20 protein-coding genes are annotated in these 19,013 nt (G+C 71.3%); 9 read left to right on the forward strand and 11 right to left on the reverse strand.

Translation table 11 applies throughout. From position 1 onward, the window contains the following. Nucleotides 1-2 precede the first annotated feature (2 nt). A complete protein-coding gene (locus tag ACIRVH_RS24130; RefSeq protein WP_403956531.1) occupies nucleotides 3-755 on the reverse strand; it encodes a helix-turn-helix domain-containing protein in 753 nt (250 codons plus the stop codon). A 232-nt stretch (nucleotides 756-987) separates the two neighbouring features. On the opposite strand from ACIRVH_RS24130, the gene ACIRVH_RS24135 reads away from it, so the two are divergent. Together ACIRVH_RS24135 and ACIRVH_RS24140 are read left to right on the forward strand one after the other, a co-directional pair. After that, nucleotides 988-1,653, forward strand: a complete 666-nt coding sequence (locus ACIRVH_RS24135; RefSeq protein WP_403956533.1) for a DUF4097 family beta strand repeat-containing protein — start codon at nucleotides 988-990, stop codon at nucleotides 1,651-1,653. Between the two features lie 160 nt (nucleotides 1,654-1,813). Next, on the forward strand, nucleotides 1,814-3,226 hold the full coding sequence (locus ACIRVH_RS24140) for an MFS transporter (RefSeq protein WP_403956535.1): 1,413 nt from the start codon (nucleotides 1,814-1,816) through the stop codon (nucleotides 3,224-3,226). Here ACIRVH_RS24140 and ACIRVH_RS24145 read toward each other — a convergent pair. Further along, nucleotides 3,150-4,046: an RNA polymerase sigma-70 factor gene (locus ACIRVH_RS24145; protein ID WP_403956536.1), complete on the reverse strand. Its 897-nt coding sequence runs from the start codon at nucleotides 4,044-4,046 to the stop codon at nucleotides 3,150-3,152. The genes ACIRVH_RS24140 and ACIRVH_RS24145 overlap by 77 nt on opposite strands. Nucleotides 4,047-4,071: 25 nt before the next feature. Then, entirely contained in the window at nucleotides 4,072-5,268 is a 1,197-nt protein-coding gene (locus ACIRVH_RS24150; RefSeq protein ID WP_403956538.1) for an NAD(P)/FAD-dependent oxidoreductase, read from the reverse strand. A 221-nt stretch (nucleotides 5,269-5,489) separates the two neighbouring features. Between ACIRVH_RS24150 and ACIRVH_RS24155 the strand changes: the two genes are divergently transcribed. The 3 genes from ACIRVH_RS24155 (at nucleotide 5,490) to ACIRVH_RS24165 (ending at nucleotide 7,114) form a co-directional block, all read left to right on the forward strand. Beyond that, nucleotides 5,490-5,981 (forward strand): helix-turn-helix domain-containing protein, encoded by a 492-nt coding sequence (locus ACIRVH_RS24155; protein WP_403956540.1) that lies wholly within the window; start codon nucleotides 5,490-5,492, stop codon nucleotides 5,979-5,981. 88 nt (nucleotides 5,982-6,069) lie between these two features. Further along, nucleotides 6,070-6,672: a hypothetical protein gene (locus ACIRVH_RS24160; RefSeq protein ID WP_403956542.1), complete on the forward strand. Its 603-nt coding sequence runs from the start codon at nucleotides 6,070-6,072 to the stop codon at nucleotides 6,670-6,672. 100 nt (nucleotides 6,673-6,772) lie between these two features. Continuing rightward, nucleotides 6,773-7,114: a DUF2516 family protein gene (locus tag ACIRVH_RS24165; protein ID WP_403956544.1), complete on the forward strand. Its 342-nt coding sequence runs from the start codon at nucleotides 6,773-6,775 to the stop codon at nucleotides 7,112-7,114. Between the two features lie 18 nt (nucleotides 7,115-7,132). Here ACIRVH_RS24165 and ACIRVH_RS24170 read toward each other — a convergent pair whose 3' ends face one another. From ACIRVH_RS24170 to ACIRVH_RS24180, 3 genes are all read right to left on the reverse strand, one after another. Further along, nucleotides 7,133-8,437: a PP2C family protein-serine/threonine phosphatase gene (locus ACIRVH_RS24170; protein WP_403956546.1), complete on the reverse strand. Its 1,305-nt coding sequence runs from the start codon at nucleotides 8,435-8,437 to the stop codon at nucleotides 7,133-7,135. 307 nt (nucleotides 8,438-8,744) lie between these two features. After that, nucleotides 8,745-9,830 carry an NlpC/P60 family protein gene (locus ACIRVH_RS24175; RefSeq protein WP_403956548.1) on the reverse strand — a complete coding sequence of 362 codons (1,086 nt, stop codon included), beginning with the start codon at nucleotides 9,828-9,830 and terminating at the stop codon, nucleotides 8,745-8,747. Between the two features lie 200 nt (nucleotides 9,831-10,030). Then, nucleotides 10,031-10,819 (reverse strand): class I SAM-dependent methyltransferase, encoded by a 789-nt coding sequence (locus ACIRVH_RS24180; RefSeq protein WP_403956550.1) that lies wholly within the window; start codon nucleotides 10,817-10,819, stop codon nucleotides 10,031-10,033. Between the two features lie 286 nt (nucleotides 10,820-11,105). Between ACIRVH_RS24180 and mshA the strand changes: the two genes are divergently transcribed. The 3 genes from mshA (at nucleotide 11,106) to ACIRVH_RS24195 (ending at nucleotide 14,736) form a co-directional block, all read left to right on the forward strand. Then, complete coding sequence (gene mshA / locus ACIRVH_RS24185) at nucleotides 11,106-12,443, forward strand: D-inositol-3-phosphate glycosyltransferase (RefSeq protein ID WP_403956552.1); 1,338 nt, start codon at nucleotides 11,106-11,108, stop codon at nucleotides 12,441-12,443. Beyond that, nucleotides 12,436-12,936: a YbjN domain-containing protein gene (locus tag ACIRVH_RS24190; RefSeq protein ID WP_403956553.1), complete on the forward strand. Its 501-nt coding sequence runs from the start codon at nucleotides 12,436-12,438 to the stop codon at nucleotides 12,934-12,936. Before mshA ends, ACIRVH_RS24190 begins: the two co-directional genes overlap by 8 nt. Nucleotides 12,937-13,080: 144 nt before the next feature. Then, the gene (locus ACIRVH_RS24195) at nucleotides 13,081-14,736 is read left to right on the forward strand and encodes a glycosyl hydrolase family 28-related protein (protein ID WP_403956555.1); all 1,656 of its coding nucleotides are present in this window, start codon (nucleotides 13,081-13,083) and stop codon (nucleotides 14,734-14,736) included. Here the strand turns inward: ACIRVH_RS24195 and ACIRVH_RS24200 are convergent. Further along, nucleotides 14,715-15,515, reverse strand: coding sequence for an AraC family transcriptional regulator (locus ACIRVH_RS24200; RefSeq protein WP_403956557.1), 801 nt, complete (start codon nucleotides 15,513-15,515; stop codon nucleotides 14,715-14,717). The genes ACIRVH_RS24195 and ACIRVH_RS24200 overlap by 22 nt on opposite strands. 49 nt (nucleotides 15,516-15,564) lie before the next feature. On the opposite strand from ACIRVH_RS24200, the gene ACIRVH_RS24205 reads away from it, so the two are divergent. Further along, nucleotides 15,565-16,023 (forward strand): DUF2000 family protein, encoded by a 459-nt coding sequence (locus ACIRVH_RS24205; RefSeq protein ID WP_403956559.1) that lies wholly within the window; start codon nucleotides 15,565-15,567, stop codon nucleotides 16,021-16,023. A 23-nt stretch (nucleotides 16,024-16,046) separates the two neighbouring features. On the opposite strand, the gene ACIRVH_RS24210 is transcribed toward ACIRVH_RS24205, so the two are convergent. The 4 genes from ACIRVH_RS24210 to ACIRVH_RS24225 all read right to left on the reverse strand — a co-directional run bounded on the left by ACIRVH_RS24210 (nucleotide 16,047) and on the right by ACIRVH_RS24225 (nucleotide 18,975). Further along, the gene (locus ACIRVH_RS24210; protein ID WP_403956561.1) at nucleotides 16,047-16,697 is read right to left on the reverse strand and encodes a DUF2637 domain-containing protein; all 651 of its coding nucleotides are present in this window, start codon (nucleotides 16,695-16,697) and stop codon (nucleotides 16,047-16,049) included. A 22-nt stretch (nucleotides 16,698-16,719) separates the two neighbouring features. After that, on the reverse strand, nucleotides 16,720-16,899 hold the full coding sequence (locus ACIRVH_RS24215; RefSeq protein WP_403956563.1) for a hypothetical protein: 180 nt from the start codon (nucleotides 16,897-16,899) through the stop codon (nucleotides 16,720-16,722). Nucleotides 16,900-17,141: 242 nt separating this feature from the next. Beyond that, entirely contained in the window at nucleotides 17,142-17,615 is a 474-nt protein-coding gene (locus ACIRVH_RS24220) for a carboxymuconolactone decarboxylase family protein (RefSeq protein WP_145875930.1), read from the reverse strand. 103 nt (nucleotides 17,616-17,718) lie between these two features. Further along, nucleotides 17,719-18,975: an MDR family MFS transporter gene (locus ACIRVH_RS24225; RefSeq protein ID WP_403956565.1), complete on the reverse strand. Its 1,257-nt coding sequence runs from the start codon at nucleotides 18,973-18,975 to the stop codon at nucleotides 17,719-17,721. Between the last annotated feature and the right edge of the window lie 38 nt (nucleotides 18,976-19,013).

Here is a 19,013-nt window from a genome sequence, read left to right on the forward strand (position 1 = left end):
CGTCAGCGATCCGCACCTGGCTCGGCAGTGCCGCCCGAGGGGGACTCGGGCTTCGCGTAGAGGATGTCGCGGGCCTGCTCCGCGGCGCGGATCATGCTCTCGGCGACGAAGTCGACGAAGCGGGCGATGTTCTCGAGGCGGACGGCGGCCGGGGTGTCGCGGCCGACGATGCCGACGCCCTGTCGTGCGGTCTCGGCGAGCTGGGCGTTGGACCGGGCAGCGGCGATCATCCCCTGGTAGAAGACGTCGGTGTCGACGACATAGCGCTCGCGGCGGCGTTCGTCGCGCTCCCGGCGGATGAGGCCCTGGCCCGCCAGGAACGTGACCGCCTTGGAGACGGACGCCGGACTGACCTGGAGGCGCTGGACGAGCTCGGACGCGGTGAGGCTGCCCTCGTCGGTGGTGTAGAGGCAGGTCAGTACCCGGGACATCATCTTGGGCAGCCCCTGCTGCATGAGGAGGGTGGTGAACGCCTCCTCGTACTCGCGCACGGCCTCGGTGTCGCGTCCGTGGGGCTGCGGGGGTGTCCTCGAGTCCCGGGGCGTGGTCTGCCTGCGGCGGTGGGCGCGGTGTTCGGTGGCGCGGTGGGCGAGGTCGGCGCGGTAGGCGGTGGGGCCGCCGTTGCGCAGGACCTCACGCGTGACGGTCGAGGTCGGGCGGTCGAGGCCTCTGGCGATCTCCGCGTAGGCGAGGCCGTCGGCCAGTCCCAGCGCGATCTGCTGGCGTTCCTGCTGGGTGAGCCTGCCTCCCGGCATCGCGGTCTCCTTTGCGGTCCTTCCTGGTTCCTGACGTCTCCAGCATAGCGTTCACACTCAATCCATTGCAACGAACCCGAAGAGGTTCGTTGCGTTAGGTGCAAGCTCGTTGCAACGATTTCCTGTATTTCACCTGCAGAAATGGCAATCTTGCGCAACGAGTGTGTTGCCAAATCATTGAACGCAACGTAGCTTTTCCTTCATCGGAAACAGCGAGTCCAAGGAGAGCACGATGCAGAAGTTCGACACCACCGCCCCGGTGACCGCCGTCCTCGACATCCCCGCCGGACGCATCCAGTTCATCGGCGCCGACCGGGCCGACACCACGGTCGAGGTCCTGCCTGCCGACGCGGCCAAGAGCCGCGACGTGAAGGCGGTGGAGCAGATCGAGGTCACCTACAGCGACGGCGTCCTGCGGATCGCGGCCCGGGAGGCGAAGAACCAGCTCTTCGGCCCCTCCGGATCCGTCGAGGTGACGGTGCAGCTGCCCGCCGGCTCCCGTGTCGAGGCCAAGGCCGTCGGCGCCGAGCTCCGCGGCGTCGGTCGCCTCGGCGACGTCGCCTTCGAGGGCGCATACCGCCGGATCAAGATCGACGAGGCCGCGAGCGTCCGCCTCACCGCGGTCGACGGCGATGTCGAGATCGGCCGGCTCGGCGGCTCCGCGGAGATCAGCACCGCAAGGGGCGACATCCGGATCGCCGAGGCCGTGCGCGGCACGGTCGTGCTTCGCACCCAGTCCGGCGACATCACGGTCGGCGCCGCCGCCGGCGTCTCGGCCGCCCTGGACGCCGACACCGCCTACGGCCGCATCAGCAACGCCCTCAAGAACGACGGCACCACCGAACTCGACATCCGGGCCACCACCTCCCACGGTGACATCACCGCCCGCAGCCTGTAGGTCTTCAACTCCGCTGTTAACGTGGGCCCGTGCCGGAAACAGACAGGGTGCGCCGTCGCTGAGAGCGACGGCGCACAACCCCCGTTCTCGCCGTCGCTCCTGACCTCTTGGCCAGGAGCGCCTTCGTGGCGCTCGGATCTCCCTGTTCCGGAGCGCATCCATGTTCCCCTTGTCCGTTCGTCAGCGTCGGCGTGTCCTCGTCGCCGACCTCGTCTCCACAGCCGTGTTCCCCCTCGCCATCACCGGCGCGACAGCCGCTGTCCCCGATGTGACGGCCCAACTGCCGGGTGGGGCAGCCCTGGGTCCCTGGCTCGTCCTCGCCTACAACGGGCTCTTCGCCGCGGCCCTGTTGCTGGCGGGAGCGACGGCGGATCGCAGCGCCCGCACCCGCTTCTTCGCCGTCGGCAACCTCCTCGTCGCGGCCACCGGGGTCCTCTCCGCCCTCGCGCCGAACCTGCCGTCCCTGGTGGCACTGCGCGCCATCGGCGGCGTCGGGGCGGCGATGTGTGCCGCCGGCGGATCGTCGATGGTCCTGGCCGTGTACCCGCCCGAGGAGCGGCGCCGGGTGTACGGCTATGCCGGCGCCGTGCTGGGCAGCGCTCTGGCGTCGGGGCCGGTCGTGGCCCAGGTCCTCATGGCCGTCGGAGGCTGGCGGCTGGTCTTCGTCGTGCCGGGCGCCGTCGCCGCCGTCGCGGCCCTGGCCACGCTCGGGCTGCCGGGCCTGCGCGACCCCGAGCCGTCCGAGAGCTTCGACCGGGCCGGTGCCGTCCTGTTCGGGGTGACCGTCGCCGCCGCGGTGACCGCGCTCGGGCTGGGCTTCGGGTCCGGCGTCCCGTGGTGGGGGCCGGCCGTACTCGTCCTCGTCGCGGCGGCCTGCGCCGTCGGACTCGTCCGCGTGGAACGGCGCGCCGCCGATCCCGCGATACCCGTGGACCTCCTGCGGATCCCCGCCTATCGCGCGTACGCCGTGGCGACGGGCGCCTTCATGGGGATGCTCGTGGTGGGACTGACCGTGCTCCCGCAGCTCGGCTCCGCCCAGCGCATGGGCCGGGGCGAGGCAGCGGTCATGCTCAGCCTGCTGACCGTGCCGTCGACGGTCCTTCCGCTGCTCGCCGCACGGCTCGCGCGCCGACTGGCCCGGCCGCTGGTGACCACCGCCCTGTTCGCCTGCGCGGTCACCGCGGTCGTCCTTCAGGTGACCGACCGTCCCGGGGCCCTGCTCGCCGCGGCCGCGGTGGTCGGGCTGTGCCTAGGGCTGACCGAGGGTGTCCCGGACGGGCAGGCACTCAGGTACGTGCCCGCCCGGCGCGGAGGGGCGGGCGCCGCGCTGTTCAGCACGGCGCGGATGAGCCTGGAGACCCTCACCCTGGCGGCCGCCAACGGGGTGATGGCGGCTCTCGGCCCCGCCTCAGGAGCGGCGGTCGCCGGAGCCGTGTGCCTCACCGCCGCCCTCGTCGTCCGGAAGTCCGTCCCCCCGCGCGGCGACCGAGACTCGGTCAGCGCAGGGTCAGCGGGGTCTCGGACTCGACGCGGGTCAGCTTCTCCGGGTTGCGCATGTAGTAGAGGCCGGTGATACGGGCGTCCTCCATGCGGATCGCCATGACACCGTCGATCTCGCCGTCCAGCCGGAGGACGAGTGCCGGGCTGCCGTTGACCACCGTGAGCTCAGTGGTGATCGTGGCCGTGTGCCTGCCGGCGCCGCCGACGATGAAGCGGGCCACCTTGTCCGCGCCGACGACCGGCCGCACCGCGGCCTGCTTGATGCCGCCGCCGTCGCTCACCAGGACGACCTCGGGGGCGAGCACGTCGAGGAAGCCCTGCAGGTCCCCGGTGTCGAGCGCGTGCCGGAACGATTCCAGAGCCGCCCGGGTCCGGCTCGCGGAGACCACCTCGCGGGGGCGGCGGGCGTCGACGTGCCGGCGGGCGCGGTGCGCGATCTGTCGGACGGCCGCCGGGCTCTTGTCGACGGCGGCCGCGATCTCGTCGTAGCCGACGTCGAAGACCTCGCGCAGCACGAACACGGCGCGTTCCGTCGGCGACAGCGTCTCCAGGACGAGCATCAGCGCCATTGACACGCTCTCGGCCAGCTCGACGTCCTGGGCCACGTCCGGCGCGGTGAGCAGCGGCTCGGGCAGCCAGGGGCCGACGTACGCCTCCTTGCGGCGCGACAGGGTGCGCAGCCGGTTGAGCGACTGCCGGGTCGTGATCCGGACCAGGTAGGCGCGCTGGTCGCGCACCTGCTCCAGGTCGACCTCGACCCAGCGCAGCCAGGTCTCCTGGAGGACGTCCTCCGCGTCGGCCGCAGACCCGAGCATCTCGTAGGCGACGGTGAAGAGCAGGTTGCGGTGGGCGGCGAAAGCCTCGGTCGCCGGGTCCGTGGCGTGGTCGCTCATGTCGTGATCCCCCTCGTTCGCCTGGCTAGGCAGCCTGTCCGGAGGCGGCCGGCGCCTCGCCGTGCCTGGCCCGCAGCAGCTGCCCGCGCTTGTCGTCCCTGACCCAGGTGAGCGAGCCGGGCTTGCGTGCCTCGTTCGCCAGATGTTTGACGGTGACCTGGCAAACGAGCTCCTTGAGCTTTGAGCCAGGTCGTCCACCGAGGTAGAGCTTTGTGGCGGTGTCGTCCTTGGAGGCGAACTGGAAGATACCGGCGCGGCGCCCCAGGCTGATGCACTGACCGAAGAACCCCAGGTTGATGGGTACGGGTTGGCCACCCGCGATCCGGCTGAGCACCGTGTCGGCGGCATGTGCGCCGATCCTCGTGGCGGCCTGACAGCTCATCCGGAACGGCAGGTCCGACGGTGCCGCCGCATCCCCGGCCGCGACGATCCGCGCATCGTCCACGCTCGTCAGGGTCTCGTCGGTGAGCAGGCGGCCCAGGGCGTCGGTGCTCAGGCCGCTGCGCGCGGCCAGGTCCGGAACGCCGAATCCGGCGGTCCAGACGGTCACCTCGCTCGGCAGCTCACGGCCGTCACCGAGCCGCACGGCAGCGCGTGTCACGGCCGTCACCTTCGCGTCGGGACCTTCGAGCACGGTCACACCGAGTCCGGCCAGCCGCCCGGCGACCGAGCGCCGACCCCGCGGGTGCAGGTACGGGCCGAGCACCCCGCCGCAGACCAGGGTCACGCCGTGGCCCCGCTCCGCCAGCTCGGCGGCGGTCTCGATGCCGCTCGGACCGGCTCCGACCACGGTCACGGCAGCCTTCGCTGACGCGGAGTCGAGAACCGTCCGCAGCCTCTGCGCGTCCTCCAGGCTGCTGACCGGGTAGGCGAACTCGGCCGCTCCGGGTACGTGCGGGTCGGCGCTGCCACTGCCCACGGCGTAGATCAGGTAGTCGTAGCCGACCGTGCCGCCGGCAGCCAACGCCACCCCCCGCCCGACCGTGTCGATCCGGGTCACGGTGTCGACCACCAGCCGGACGTCCTCGGCCAGCACCTGGCTGTAGTCGACGACCGCGGTGTGGGTCCCGGCCACCAGCTGGTGCAGGCGGATCCGCTCGACGAAGGACGGGCGCGGGTTGACCAGGGTCACGGACACGTCGGCACGCTGCGTCAGGCGGTTGGCCGCCAGGACGCCGGCGTAACCGCCGCCGATCACGAGCACTTCGGTGTTCTCGGGCATGGTCTCTTCCTTCGCCTCGGAGGTTCGGTACGGGGTTCGGTACGGGAGTTCGACCTCAAGACACCGCGGGTCGGATCGCCGTGACAGGGTGTGATCCAGTTCACTTCGCGGGAGGGGTGCGGCTCGTCCTTGCGGCGACCGGGTGAAGTCCTGGAGTGGCGCGGCACACTATTGCAAGCAGGTGCTTGCAATAGTTAGCGCGACTGGTGCAAGGTGGGGGTATGGCATCGCTCAACGTCGGCAATCTCGGTGACTACCTGCGCGAGCAGCGGCGCAACGCCCAGCTCTCGCTGCGGCAGCTCGCCGACGCCGCCGGGGTGTCCAATCCGTACCTGAGCCAGATCGAGCGCGGGCTGCGCAAGCCCAGCGCGGAGGTGCTCCAGCAGGTCGCCAAGGCGCTGCGCATCTCCGCCGAGACGCTGTACGTCCGCGCCGGCATCCTCGACGCCGAACGGGACCGGGACGACGTGGAGACCCGCGCCGTCATCCTCGCCGATCCCTCGCTCAACGAGCGGCAGAAGCAGGTGCTGCTCCAGATCTACGAGTCCTTCCGCAAGGAGAACGGATTCGGGATCGGCGAAGCGGTGGAGGACCTCGGTGAAGGGGCGGCGGAGGAAGTGCCCGGCGACACCGATGACCCGAGCGACACCGTCGTACGCGGCACCCGCACGGCCGGCGGCAGTGATGCCGGTCCGCGGCGGACGGCCGGATAGAGCCGGACCCTGGCAAGTCAGCCTCCGGGCGCCACACCGCGGACCACACCAACCCTCAGCCGAACGCGAATCCGGGAGGACCATCACCATGGCCATCACCGACGACCTGCGCAAGACCCTCAGCGACCCGACCCCGCTCTACTTCGCCGCCGGCACCGCCGACCTCGCTCTCCAGCAGGCCAAGAAGGTGCCCGGCCTGGTCGAGCAGCTGCGTGCCGAGGCCCCGGCCCGGATCGACGCCGTGCGCAACACCGACCCGAAGGCCGTGCAGGAGAAGGCCGCCGCCCGGGCCAAGGAGGCGCAGGCGACCCTGCAGACCAAGGTCAACGACTTCATCGGCACCCTCGACGTCGACCTCAAGAAGTTCGGCGAGAGCGCCCAGGACCTCGCCCTGCGCGGTGTCGGCGTCGCCGCCGAGTACGCCGTCAAGGCCCGCGAGACCTACGAGCGGGTCGCCGAGCACGGCGAGCAGGCCGTGAAGGGCTGGCGTGGCGAGGCCGCCGAGGAGATCGAGGAGCTGGCCATCGCCGTCGAGGGCAAGACCGAGCCGGCCGTGGCCGGGGAGGAGCCGAAGCCGGCCGAGGCCAAGACCGAGCCCGCCCCGGCGAAGAAGCCCGTGGCCCGCAAGGCCCCGGCTCCCCGCAAGGCCGCCACCGCGAAGAAGACGACCCCGCCGGCGAAGCGAGCGTGACCGACGAGGCGTGGACGGGCCGGGCACCTTGGGGGTGTCCGGCCCGTTCTATGGGTACGGTGGCGAGGTACGGATCGGGAGACGGCGGGCGGTGGACGGCATGCTGATGTTGGGCTTCGCGGGGTTCATGGGGATCTTGAAGATCATCCTGATGGCCCTCGCCGCGTTCGGGCTCTTCGATGCCGCGTTCCGACGCGAGGACGCCTTCCGTGCGGCCGACAAGCAGAACAAGGTCTTCTGGCTGATCATCCTCGGCATCGCCCTCGTCGTGAGCGCGATGTTCTCGATCCTCGGCATACTGCCGATCGCCGGCCTGGTGGCCAGCATCGTCTACATCGTCGACGTACGCCCCGCGGTCAAGCAGGTCTCCGGCGGCCCGGGCCGCCGCCGCGGCGGAAGCAGCAGCGACGGCCCCTACGGCCCGTACAACGGCGGCCGCTGAGCCCGACCGGCGGGGGGCTTACGGCGTCCGGTCCAGCAGGACCACTGCCACGTCGTCCGTCAGCTCTCCGCCGTTGAGGTCGCGGACCTCACTCACCGCGGCCCGCAGCAGACCCTCGCCCCGCAGACCCTCGGAGAGCTGGCGGCGGATCATCTCCACCATCCCGTCCTGGCCCAGGCGTTCCCCGCCCCTGCCCACCCGGCCCTCGATCAGACCGTCGGTGTAGAGCATCAGGCTCCACTCGGCACCCAGCTCCACCTGCATCCGCGGCCAGCGGGCGCCGGGGAGCAGGCCGAGGGCGGGGCCGTTCTTGTCGTACGGCAGCAGCTTCGCGGTGCGGCCGGGGCGGGCGAGCAGCGGGGCCGGGTGTCCGGCCAGGCACAGGCCCGCCGAGCGTCCGTCCGGTGCGATGTCCACCGTGCACACCGTCGCGAAGATCTCCTCGTCCGAGCGCTCGTGCTCCAGCACCTGCTGGAGCGTGCTCAGCAGCTCGTCGCCGGACAGCCCCGCCAGCGTCAGCGCGCGCCAGGCGATGCGCAGCTCCACGCCGAGCGCGGCCTCGTCCGGGCCGTGGCCGCAGACGTCGCCGATCATGGCGTGCACGGTGCCGTCCGGGGTGCGGACGGCGTCGTAGAAGTCGCCCCCGAGCAGGGCCCGGGAGCGGCCGGGGCGATAGCGGGCGGCGAACCGCAGCGAGGAGCCGTCCAGCAGCGGCGTGGGCAGCAGCCCGCGTTCGAGCCGGCGGTTCTCCTGGGCGCGCAGCCGGCCCTCCGCCAGGCGCCGCTCGGCGGTGTCGGAACGTTTCCGCTCCACCGCGTAACGGATGGCGCGGCTGAGCAGGCGGCCGTCCAGTTCGTCCCGGAACAGGTAGTCCTGGGCGCCGACGCGCACGGCCTCGGCGGCGCGCTCGGCGTCGCCGGAGGCGGTCAGCGCGAGCACGGCGTGCCGGGGCGCCAGCTCCAGCACGTGCTTGAGCACGGCCAGCTCGTCGGCGTCCTCGTCGGCGGCCCGGCCGGGCGCCGGAAGCGCCAGGTCCAGCAGGATGCAGTGGACGTCGTCGGTGAGCAGCCGCCCGGCCTCGGTGAGGTTGCGGGCGGTGCGGACGCGGATCGGCTTGCCGGAGGCGTCCAGCAGTTCGGGCACGATCGGCGAGCCTGCCGGATCGTCCTCGATCAGCAGCAGGGTGAGAGGGGCGCCGGTGGTGCCGCCGGCCGTGGCGCTGCGCTGAGCCTCTTCCTTGAGGGGACCGCCATGGGCGGCGGCCTGCGCCTGACCACTTTCCACGGCCGGGATCGCTCTCTGCCGCGGTACGGGTACGGGCATCGTCTTTGTTTCCTTCCCTCCCCCCGAGGGCAGGCGGGGCGAGGGACCTCGACCCACCGTCGGGTGACCATAGCGGTACTGCCCGCCCCGATGGAATGGTGTGAGCCGCGTCGCCCGGGTGCAGTCCCCTGTCATATGCCGCGATCCGTATCGCAGTTGGACAGGACGCCCGGCGAGCTGGGATGACGAAGCTCACGTACCGCCCCGGTTTGGGCGGTCGTTGGGCGTGCGGTGGGTCACACGGGAGGGTCCGCGGGGCGCGTGGGGGCCGTCATATGACCTGGCTCACGCGTCGGTCGTACGACGCTCACGCGTCCGGTCGTACGACTCCCAGGATCGGCATCGAACCCGCGCCCGCGATCGTCACCGTACGTCCGGGCCGTGGGGCGTGGATGATCGCGCCGTCGCCCACGTACATCGCGACATGGCTGGCGTCGTCGAAGTAGATGATGAGGTCGCCGGGCCGCATGTCCTCGACGTCCACGTGCTTGAGCTGTTTCCACTGCTCCTGCGAGGTGCGCGGGATGGGGTGGCCGGCGTTCAGCCAGGCCTGGGAGGTCAGGCCCGAGCAGTCGTAGGACTTGGGGCCCTCGGCGCCCCACACGTACGGCTTGCCCAGCTGGGCGGTGGCGAACTCGACGGCCTTCTTGCCCTGTGCGGAGGCCTTGCCGTTGATCTCGTCGAGGATGCCGGTGTCCAGCCACTTGGTCTGGGCCTGGGCGGCCGCCTGCTGCTCCAGCTCGGCGAGTCGTTCCTGCTCCTTCTTCTCCAGCCGGGACTCGAGCTGCTCCGCCTCGGAGATCTGCTGCTTGATCTTCTTCTTGGCGGCCGCCTTGGCCTTGCGGTTGGACTCCAGCTTCTGCCACTGGGCGGAGGCGTCGTCGGCGTAGCTCTGCAAGTCCTTCTGGGTGCGGGTCATTTCCGCGATCAGTTTGTTGGTCGCCCGCTGGCCGTTCAGCACCGTGCCCGCCCCGTCGATGAACTCCTGCGGATCGTCGCTGAGCAGGAACTGGGCGGTGGGCGGCAGCCCGCCGGTGCGGTACTGGGCCCGGGCCGCCGCACCGGCCTGGTTCTTCAGCCGCTCCAGCTTCTGCTGCCCCTCGACGATCTTCTTCGCCAGCTCGACGATGCGGGCGGACTGCTCCTTTGTCCGCTCCTCGGCCGCGTTGTAGGCGTCGGTGGCGACGGCGGCGTCGTGGTAGAGCGTGTCGAGCTTCTCGCGGACCTTCTCAAGGTCCTTGCTCGGCGGGGGAGTCGGCGATGCGCTCGGGGACGCGCTCGTGCTCGGTGTGGGGGTCGGGGCGGCGAACGCCGTGCCGGGTACCGCCAGTACGGTCACCGCGCAGACCACCGTCACGGCGGCCGTGAGCAGACCGCGCTTGCCCGTACCCATATGCTCCCCCAAACTGATTTACCGTCAGTAACTTACGGTCGCCTGACGGATCGTGCCACGGCGACGCGCAAAACGACAGAGGTCACGGGAAGTCGGATTTTCGCCCCGCCCATCCGGCGCACTTCCCCCTGTCCACGCCGATTACGACGATCGGCGCGCCGATGTGACGAACGACGCAGGGAGATCGTTCCCGAGGGCGCTCAGCGCCCTCGCGGCGCCAACGCCCCCCAGGCCACCGTCACTTCCCCCTGGCGCCAGCGCGCCGGTGCATCCGTTATGGGCCAATCGGTGCATAGGTCCCGGACTGTTCGGATCCAGCGCTGGCGGGCGCCGTAGGAGGCGTAGGGGGCGGCGGCTGCCCAGGCGCGGTCGAAGTCGCGCAGGAAGGCGTGCACGGGCTCGCCGGGCACATTGCGGTGGATCAGGGCCTTCGGCAGCCGCTCGGCGAGGTCCGAGGGGCACTCCAAAGAGCCGAGCCGGGCCGCGAAGGTCACCGTCCGCGGGCCCTCGGGGCCGAGTGCCACCCAGACGTGCCGGCGTCCGATCTCGTCGCAGGTCCCCTCGACCAGCAGCCCGCCCCGCGAGCCCCCGCCCGCCGGTGCGAGCCGTGCGCACAGCCGCTCCCACACGGCGGCGACCTGGTCCTCGTCGTACTGGCGCAGCACGTTGGCGGCCCGCACGAGCAGCGGCCGCCCGGGCACCGGGACCTCGAAGCCGCCGTGCAGGAAGACCATGCCCTCCCGCTCGTACGGCTTCGCCGCCGCGACCCGCTCCGGCTCGATCTCGACGCCGACCACACGGGCGCGAGGTGCGGCGGTCCGCAGTCGGCCGAGCAGCTCGACCGCGGTCCAGGGCGCCGCCCCGTACCCGAGGTCGACCGCCACCGGATCCGCGGCACGCCGCAGCTCGGCGCCGTGCGTGGCCGCTATCCAGCGGTCCATGCGCCGCAACCGGTTGGGGTTGGTCGTCCCGCGCGTCACCGATCCCACGACGGGGGTCCGCCCGCTCGAACGAAGCCGAGAGTGGGGGAGGGGCGTCGCGCGGGCTGTCATACCTACGAGGGTAGGCGGACCCCAGGAGGCCGGGTGCCGGCGCCGGCAGGGGCGGAGGCCCGGATCGGGTACGCGGTGCCTGTCGAACGGTTGAGCGGATGACAGTAATGATTCGGTAAAGGCTGCCGCACGGGAATTCGGGCCACCCTCGCCGCTGTTGCACCCCCTTGGAGGGCGAGGACGGTCCTCCGGCAGGCATGCCCGCAGCAAGGAGGAACGCCACGTGAGCCAGTACGTCAGCAGGCTCGGGCGTCGCTCCCCGGCGGCCCCCTCGCGGCTCAGGCTCCACCGCAGGCCCCGGCGCGTCGCCATGCTCTCCGTGCACACCTCACCGCTCCACCAGCCCGGCACCGGCGACGCCGGCGGCATGAACGTCTACATCGTGGAGCTGGCCCAGCGCCTCGCCGCGATCAACATCGAGGTCGAGATCTTCACCCGGGCCACGGCCGGCGGCCTCGAGCCCACGGTCCAGCTCGCGCCCGGCGTCCTCGTCCGGCACGTCGACGCCGGTCCCTACGAGGGCCTGGCCAAGGAGGACCTGCCCGCCCAGCTGTGCGCCTTCACGCACGGCGTGATGCAGGCCTGGGCCGGTCACCGCCCCGGCCACTACGACCTCGTCCACTCGCACTACTGGCTCTCCGGTCACGTCGGTTGGCTGGCCGCCCAGCGCTGGGGCGTCCCCCTGGTGCACGCCATGCACACCATGGCCAAGGTCAAGAACGCCAACCTGGCCGACGGCGACACCCCCGAGCCCGCCGCGCGGGTCATCGGCGAGACCCAGATCGTCGCCGCCGCCGACCGGCTCATCGCCAACACCGCCGAGGAGGCCGACGAGCTGGTGCGGCACTACGCCGCCGACCCGGCGAAGGTCGCCGTCGTGCACCCCGGCGTCAACCTCGACCGCTTCCGCCCCGCCGACGGCCGGGCCGCCGCCCGCGCCCGCCTCGGCCTGCCCCAGGACGCGCTGATCCCGCTCTTCGCGGGCCGCATACAGCCCCTGAAGGCTCCCGACGTGCTGCTCCGGGCGGTCGCCGTCCTGCTGGAGGAGCGCCCGGAGCTGCGCTCCCGGCTCGTCGTACCCGTCGTCGGTGGCCCCAGCGGCAGTGGTCTGGCCAAGCCCGAGGGGCTGCAGAAGCTCGCCGCCCGGCTCGGCATCGCCGACGTCGTACGGTTCCGCCCGCCGGTCGGCCAGGAGCAGCTCGCGGACTGGTTCCGGGCCGCGTCCGTCCTGGTCATGCCGTCCTACAGCGAGTCCTTCGGCCTGGTCGCGATAGAGGCGCAGGCCGCCGGCACCCCGGTGCTCGCGGCGGCGGTCGGCGGCCTCCCGGTGGCCGTGCGCGACGGCACCACCGGCTTCCTGGCCACGGGTCATCATCCGGCCGAGTACGCGCGCGTGCTGCGCCGTTTCGCCGACGAGCCGTCGCTGTCCGCCGAGATGGGTGCGGCCGCCGCCCGGCACGCGCAGTCCTTCGGCTGGGACACCTCCGCGGCCGCCACCGCCGACGTCTACATGGCCGCGACCCAGTCCCACCGCCGTCGCGTACGCTCCCAGCATGGGTGATGTGGAGCAGGCGGCGCAGGTCGTCGAGGGGGTCCTGAAGGACGCCGAACTGGAGTGGGAGAGCCCGGAGACCGGCACCTACGTCGTCAAGCTCCCCGGCACCCGCAAGCTCTCCACCACGGTCTCCCTCCGGGTGGGCCGCCACACCCTCTCGCTCAACGCCTTCGTCGTCCGCCACCCCGACGAGAACGAGGCGGGCGTCCACCGCTGGCTGCTGGAGCGCAACCTCAAGCTGTACGGCGTGAGTTACGCCGTCGACCGGCTCGGCGACGTCTACGTCACCGCCCGGCTGCCCCTGGCCGCCGTCACCGCCGAGGAGATCGACCGCCTCCTCGGCCAGGTCCTGGAGGCGGCGGACGGCGCCTTCAACACCCTGCTGGAGCTGGGCTTCGCCTCCGCGATCCGCCGGGAGTACGCGTGGCGGGTGTCCCGCGGCGAGCCGACCCGGAACCTGGACGCGTTCAAGCATCTGATCGAGCGCCCGGCCGACTGACCGCCCCTCGGCAGCAGCGCGTCCGCTCCCGGTAGAAGCTCCCTTGTTACGACCCCTTCCCCGCACCGGGGCTCCGTGGCATGCTCGCCGCCAACGCATTCCTGAACGTAGTTCATATCCATGAATATGAAGGGGCGGCCGGACATGAACCACGGGCACGTCAGCAGACGGACACTCCTCGCCGGCGCCACCGCCGTGGCCCTGGCCGCGGCAACCGGCACGGCGACCGCCGCACCGACGCAGGTCCCCGCCCTCTGGCGGGAGTTCACCCGCGCCCCCTTCACCCACCCGCAGATCCCGTACGTCGGCCGGGCGGGCCACCGCGCCGGATCGCGCCGCTTCCCCCGCCCCCGCACCTTCGCCGACGTCACCGACTACGGCGCCGTACCCGACGGCACCACGGACTGCGCCCCCGCGATCAACCGTGCCCTCGCCGCAGCCGGAAGGGCCGGCGGGGGCACGGTCACCATCCCGCCCGGCACCTTCCGCATCGACGACGTGATCCGCATCGCCGACCCGAACGTGGTCCTGCGCGGCGCCGGCAGCGGCCGTACCACCCTGTACGCCACGAAGAACCTCACCGAACTGATCGGCGTCTACGGCTCCCGCTACGGCGGCGACAAGTCGTCCTGGTCCTGGGCGGGAGGCCTGATCTGGCTGGCCCCGAGGGCTCGTTGGGACTCCTTGGTGGCCGCGATCCGGGCCCGGGCCTGGCCCTTCGAGGGCTGGACCGGCAACAGGCGGGACGAGTGGACGACCCTCACGACGGTCGAGCCCGCCCTCCGGGGCTCCTGGACGGTGACCGTCGCCGGCACGGACCACCTGGCGCCGGGGCAACTGGTCCTGCTCCGCCTGGCCGACGATCCGGCGCACACCCTCCTGCAGCACATGGCGGGCGGCGGCCCGGGGCCCGCCGCCTACATCTGGGACGACAAGACCAAACTGACCTCCTACGTCCCCTACGAATGGCCCGTCCGCATCACCCGCGTCCACGGCCGCCGCATCACCCTCGAACGCCCGCTCCCGCTCGACCTGCGCCCGGAGTGGGACCCCCGACTGACCACGCACGTCACGGAGTTGACCGGCTCCGGTGTGACGGGCCTGACCCTGGAGGCGATGGAGACCCCGCAGTCCCCGCACCTCCTCGACAAGGGCTACAACGGGGTCGTCCTCCAGTGCGCCTACGACTGCTTCGTGGACGACGTCACGGTCCGGCACGTGGACAACGGCTTCGGCCTGGTCGCGGCCTCGGCCTGCACCCTGCGCCGTACCCGGGTCGCAGGCCGCGGCTCCCACCACCCCTACTTCTGCCGCGAGGGCTCCCACGACAACCTGATCGAGGACTTCACGATCGAGCAGCGGACCGTGCCCGCGCCCGCCGGCACCCAGCTCCACGGCATCAACGTCGAGGGCCTGTCCTCCCACAACGTCTGGTCGCGCGGCGACATGCAGATGGGCACCTTCGACTCGCACCGCGGCCTGCCCTTCGCCGACGTGCGCACCGACATCACGGTGAACAACAACGGCCGCCACGGCGGGGACGCCAGCGCCGGCCCGCTCTTCGGCGCCCGCTTCACCCACTGGAACATCCGGGTCACCAACGGCCGCGCGGGCCTGATGAAGATCGACGGCCTGGCACCGTACTCGGCGACGGTCGGCCTCGGCACCGTCACGGAGTTCGACCAGATCGACGTCCCCGACTTCACCGGCGACCTGCACTCCCGCCTGGAGCTGTACGGCACCACGGACGCGGTGCGCCCGCGCAACCTGTACGAGGCTCAGCGCGAACTGAGCCGGTAACGCCCCGGGGTGACCCCCACCAGCTTCTTGAAGTGCCGGGTGAGATGGGCCTGATCGCAGAACCCGGTCGCCACCGCCACCTCGCCCGGCGCCAGCCCGTCCAGCAGCAGCCGGCGGGCGCGGCCGACGCGGCGGGACGTCAGGTACTGGTGCGGGGGGATGCCGTAAGCGGTGCTGAACGCCCGTACGAGATGGGCGGGATGGGCGTGCAGCACCCGCGCGGCCCCGGCGAGGGCGAGCCCCTCGACGACATGCTCGTCGAGCAGCTCCCGCAGCGAACGGGCGAGGGCGGGGTCGGGACGGCCGGCACCGCTCTCCCGCCGCCGCAGATGGTCCCGCAACCGCTCCCCGACGAGCGCCAGCCTGCTCTCCGCCTCCAGCTCGTCACCGGGCCGCCCGAGCGCGCCGTGCAACTGCCCGACCCGCAGCCGCAGTACGGGATCCCGGAGATCGGGACCGTCGACGGCCGCACCGATCAGCTCGTCCCCGAGGTGGCTGCCGTCCAGGTAGAGAACCCGCTTCCGGAAGCCGTGCGGGGTGGCCGGGGAACCGTTGTGCGGAACGTGCGGCGGCAGCAGGGAGACGGTGTCGTGCGGGGTCCCGTGCTCATGCCGGTCGAGGTCGTACCGTACGGCCCCGTCGTCCACGATGAGCAGCGTCCAGGCGTCGTGGACGTGCATCGGGTAGGCGTACTCGGTGAAGTGGGCGTGGAAGACCTCCACGACACCCGGGATGCGGGGGCGCCAGGCGGAGACCTCGGGCTGGGCTGCGGCGGCCACGCAAAAAACGTACAAGACGATGCCGTACGACGGTCGGCAGTCTCACCCCATGAACACCGAGAACACCGGACAGCGTCCCGACGCCTCCGCAGAGCCGATCCGCTTCGACACCAGGATCGCCGTGCTGCTCCGCGCGGACCTGGAGCCCTGGCAGCGCCTGAACGTCACCGCGTTCCTGGTCAGCGGCCTGGGCAGCCGGGTCCCCGAGGTGATCGGGGACCCGTACGAGGACGCGGACGGTGTGTCGTACCTGCCGATGTTCCGCCAGCCGGTGCTGGTCTTCGAGGGCACCAAGGAGACCCTGCGGGCGGCGCACGCCCGGGCCCTCGCGCGCGCCCTGCCGTGCGCGGTGTTCACGGCCGACCTCTTCACGACGGGCAACGACCGCGACAACCGCGCGGCGGTACGGGCCGTGCGGACGGCGGACCTGGACCTGGTCGGCCTGGCGGTGTACGGCCCGCGAAACGGGGTGGACAAGGTGCTGAAGGGGGCGCGGATGCACCCGTGAGGGCGACGGCCGCGCACCCCTTCTCACGACTTGGTCGTCGGCCGCTCGGTGTGTGTGGCGTGCCGGGGCCGGCTCCTGGACGAGATCTGACCGACGAGTTCCCAGAAGCACACCAGAGCGGTGAGCGGCGGAATTCCGAAGATGACTAACGACAGCAGCGCATGGGACGAGTGACTGACACACAGCGCCACGGCCATCGCGGAGGCGGCCACCACGACGCACCAGGACCGCCGGGCACTCCGCCGTTGAGCGGTGGCCCGAACCACCGAAAGAGCTGCCACGAACCAGGGCCCGTACACCGTCAGCGGCCAGCATTGCGCCAGTCCCGTCGGCAGCACCGACGAGGCGATCCCGCGCAGTTGGCTGTAGGAATAGCAGACCGACCAGGCCAGCATGGCCACCGCGCAGAGCGAGACCGTCAAGATCAGGAACGAGATGTGGGTGACGCGCCGGCCGCCGTCGAGGAAATGGGATTCGTGGCGGGGGCGTCGACGGCTGCTCCTGCGCGGGGACGGGATGGTCAGCGGAGTGCTGGGAACGGTGGGCATGCTGGCCGTCGTGGACAGCATCTGGGCCAGCTCCTCGACCGGGTCCCAGTCGGTCGGTGCGATGTCCGGCTCCGGGACGCTCCAGGCGTCGTCGTAGAGACCGGCTTCGTCGTGAATCCTGTCCATCGATAATCCTCCGGCTCCCGCCTCAGGAAGCTCCGTACAGATCCGCCATCGCCCGCAGATATTCTGTTTCCATTCTGTTGATATTGTTCAGGAAATCATCGAGCAGGTCCGAGCACGACTTGAGACCCGCGTCGCTGTCCCAGCGGAGCATGCTCGTCAGATGATCTTCACTTGCGTACCAGTTGAATCGCGTCACGACCACCTAACGACGGTCACTGGAGGCTGGGTTGTGAGGCGTTCGGGGGATGCGGGTCGCTCGAATGGGGAGTTTTTGAGCGCCTGTCAATATATGCTTGAAGGAAATGTGAATACCCGGGCAATTAAATTCCGTGAGTACTGGAATTAAAATGGTCGGTGCCGGCCGGGGGGCTTGAGGGCGGCCTACGCGCGCGCCCCCTCCGGCAGAGCCGGAGGGGGCGCGGGTGTTCGTGAGGCGTTGGCCGCTCAGCCGAACATGCCGGGCTCGTAGTCGCCCGCGGGCTGCTGGACGACGACGTTCAGGCGGTTGTAGGCGTTGATCAGGGCGATTAGGGAGACCAGGGCGGCCAGCTGGTCCTCGTCGTAGTGCTTGGCGGCGTCGGCCCAGGCCTCGTCCGTGACGCCACCGGCGGCGTCGGCGATCCGGGTGCCCTGCTCGACCAGCTCCAGGGCGGCGCGCTCGGCGTCGGTGAAGACCTTGGCCTCCCGCCAGGCCGCGACCAGATGGAGGCGCTGTGCGGTCTCCCCGGCGTGCGCGGCGTCCTTGGTGTGCATGTCGGTGCAGAAGCCGCAGCCGTTGATCTGGCTGGCGCGGATCTTCACCAGCTCCTGGGTCGCGGCCGGCAGGGTCGAGTCCGAGATCGCCTTGCCCGCCGAGTTGATGTACCGCATGAACTTGCCGGCGACCGGGTTGGCGAAGAGGTTCAGGCGAGCTTCCATCGTGGGCTCCTGTGTCGTTGCTGTTGGCTACACCTGGTTGACGGAACGACTCGGTGAGATGTGACAGGACTGAAAGTGACCTGCGTCACTCGCTCGCCATGGGTCAGGCCGCCTGCTCGGACGCCTGCGGCCGCTGCTGCCTGTCAGGTGTCTCCGGGTCCCGTTCCACGGGAAGCCGCCGCATGAGCACGCCGTACCCCACCCCCGCCACCGTCCCGACGGCCGCGCACAGGGCCCACAGCCACTCCGCGCCGAACCGGTCGATGACGGCGCCGGACATGAGCGGCGCGATCAGGGCGGCGACGGACCACGAGAGCGTGTACATGCCCTGGTAGCGCCCACGGCCGTGCACGGGCGACAGCCGGACCACGAGCCCGGTCTGGGTCGGCGCGCTGACGATCTCGGCGAGCGTCCACACGCACACGGTGAGCGCGAAGACCCCGACCGACCCGGCGAAGGCGGTGAGCCCGAAGCCGTAGCCCGCGAGAACCGAGGAGACGACCAGCAGCGTGCGCGGATCCCGGTGCTCGATGAAGCGTGTGACCGGGATCTGCAGGGCGACGATCAGGATGCCGTTCACGGCGATGGCCAGACCGTAGTCGGCGGGCGAGAACCCGGCCCGCCCCATGGCCACCGGCAGTCCGACCGAGCCCTGCTGGAAGACGAGGGCGACGAGGAAGGACAGCCCGACGACGGCCATGTACCGCCCGTCGCGCAGCACCGTCATGAGGCTGACGTCGGCGTCGGCCTGCTTCGCCGTGGCGGTGGGCCGGGACTCGGGCACCTTCAGGAACACGACGAGCGCGCACGCCAGGGTCATCCCGGCCTCGATCAGGAATCCGGCGAGATAGCTGAACTCGGCGATGAACCCCGCGCCCATGGAGGAGACGGCGAAGCCGAGGTTGATGGCCCAGTAGTTGAGCGAGAAGGCCCGCACCCGGTCCTCGGGCCGCACGATGTCGGCCATCATCGCCTGCACCGCGGGCCGGGAGGCGTTGGAGGCCATGCCGACGAGGAAGGCGACGGCGGCGATGGCGGCGGGGTCCCGCATGAACCCGAGCAGGGCCACGGACCCGGCGGTGGCGGTCTGCGCGATCAGCAGCGTGGGCCGCCTGCCGAGCCGGTCGGCCATCACCCCGCCGCCCAGCGAGGAGACGACCCCGCCGAGCCCGTGCAACGAGGCCACGAGACCGGCGTACGAGGCCGAGTACCCGCGGTCGAGGGTCAGGTAGAGCGCCATGAAGGTGGCGACGAAGGCGCCAAGGCGGTTGACGAGGGTGCTGGTCCACAGCCACCAGAACTCGCGGGGGAGCCCGGAGACGGTCTCCCGGGCGGCTCGTCTCAGACGGACGACGGACATGACGGAACCCCCACGATGCGCGCTGATGTAAGTGGCTG

The organism is Streptomyces sp. NPDC101165 (assembly GCF_044768135.1).
Taxonomy (GTDB): domain Bacteria; phylum Actinomycetota; class Actinomycetes; order Streptomycetales; family Streptomycetaceae; genus Streptomyces.

Bases quoted from the DNA above. Each gene is read 5' to 3' on its own strand.
- ACIRVH_RS24195 (WP_403956555.1), top strand. From the start codon at position 13,081: ATGAACCACGGGCACGTCAGCAGACGGACACTCCTCGCCGGCGCCACC.
- ACIRVH_RS24175 (WP_403956548.1), bottom strand. From the start codon at position 9,830: ATGGGTACGGGCAAGCGCGGTCTGCTCACGGCCGCCGTGACGGTGGTC.
- ACIRVH_RS24140 (WP_403956535.1), top strand. From the start codon at position 1,814: ATGTTCCCCTTGTCCGTTCGTCAGCGTCGGCGTGTCCTCGTCGCCGAC.
- ACIRVH_RS24190 (WP_403956553.1), top strand. From the start codon at position 12,436: ATGGGTGATGTGGAGCAGGCGGCGCAGGTCGTCGAGGGGGTCCTGAAG.
- ACIRVH_RS24135 (WP_403956533.1), top strand. From the start codon at position 988: ATGCAGAAGTTCGACACCACCGCCCCGGTGACCGCCGTCCTCGACATC.
- ACIRVH_RS24220 (WP_145875930.1), bottom strand. From the start codon at position 17,615: ATGGAAGCTCGCCTGAACCTCTTCGCCAACCCGGTCGCCGGCAAGTTC.
- ACIRVH_RS24165 (WP_403956544.1), top strand. From the start codon at position 6,773: ATGCTGATGTTGGGCTTCGCGGGGTTCATGGGGATCTTGAAGATCATC.
- ACIRVH_RS24225 (WP_403956565.1), bottom strand. From the start codon at position 18,975: ATGTCCGTCGTCCGTCTGAGACGAGCCGCCCGGGAGACCGTCTCCGGG.
- ACIRVH_RS24170 (WP_403956546.1), bottom strand. From the start codon at position 8,437: ATGCCCGTACCCGTACCGCGGCAGAGAGCGATCCCGGCCGTGGAAAGT.
- ACIRVH_RS24210 (WP_403956561.1), bottom strand. From the start codon at position 16,697: ATGGACAGGATTCACGACGAAGCCGGTCTCTACGACGACGCCTGGAGC.
- ACIRVH_RS24155 (WP_403956540.1), top strand. From the start codon at position 5,490: ATGGCATCGCTCAACGTCGGCAATCTCGGTGACTACCTGCGCGAGCAG.
- ACIRVH_RS24145 (WP_403956536.1), bottom strand. From the start codon at position 4,046: ATGAGCGACCACGCCACGGACCCGGCGACCGAGGCTTTCGCCGCCCAC.
- ACIRVH_RS24150 (WP_403956538.1), bottom strand. From the start codon at position 5,268: ATGCCCGAGAACACCGAAGTGCTCGTGATCGGCGGCGGTTACGCCGGC.
- ACIRVH_RS24205 (WP_403956559.1), top strand. From the start codon at position 15,565: ATGAACACCGAGAACACCGGACAGCGTCCCGACGCCTCCGCAGAGCCG.
- ACIRVH_RS24130 (WP_403956531.1), bottom strand. From the start codon at position 755: ATGCCGGGAGGCAGGCTCACCCAGCAGGAACGCCAGCAGATCGCGCTG.
- ACIRVH_RS24160 (WP_403956542.1), top strand. From the start codon at position 6,070: ATGGCCATCACCGACGACCTGCGCAAGACCCTCAGCGACCCGACCCCG.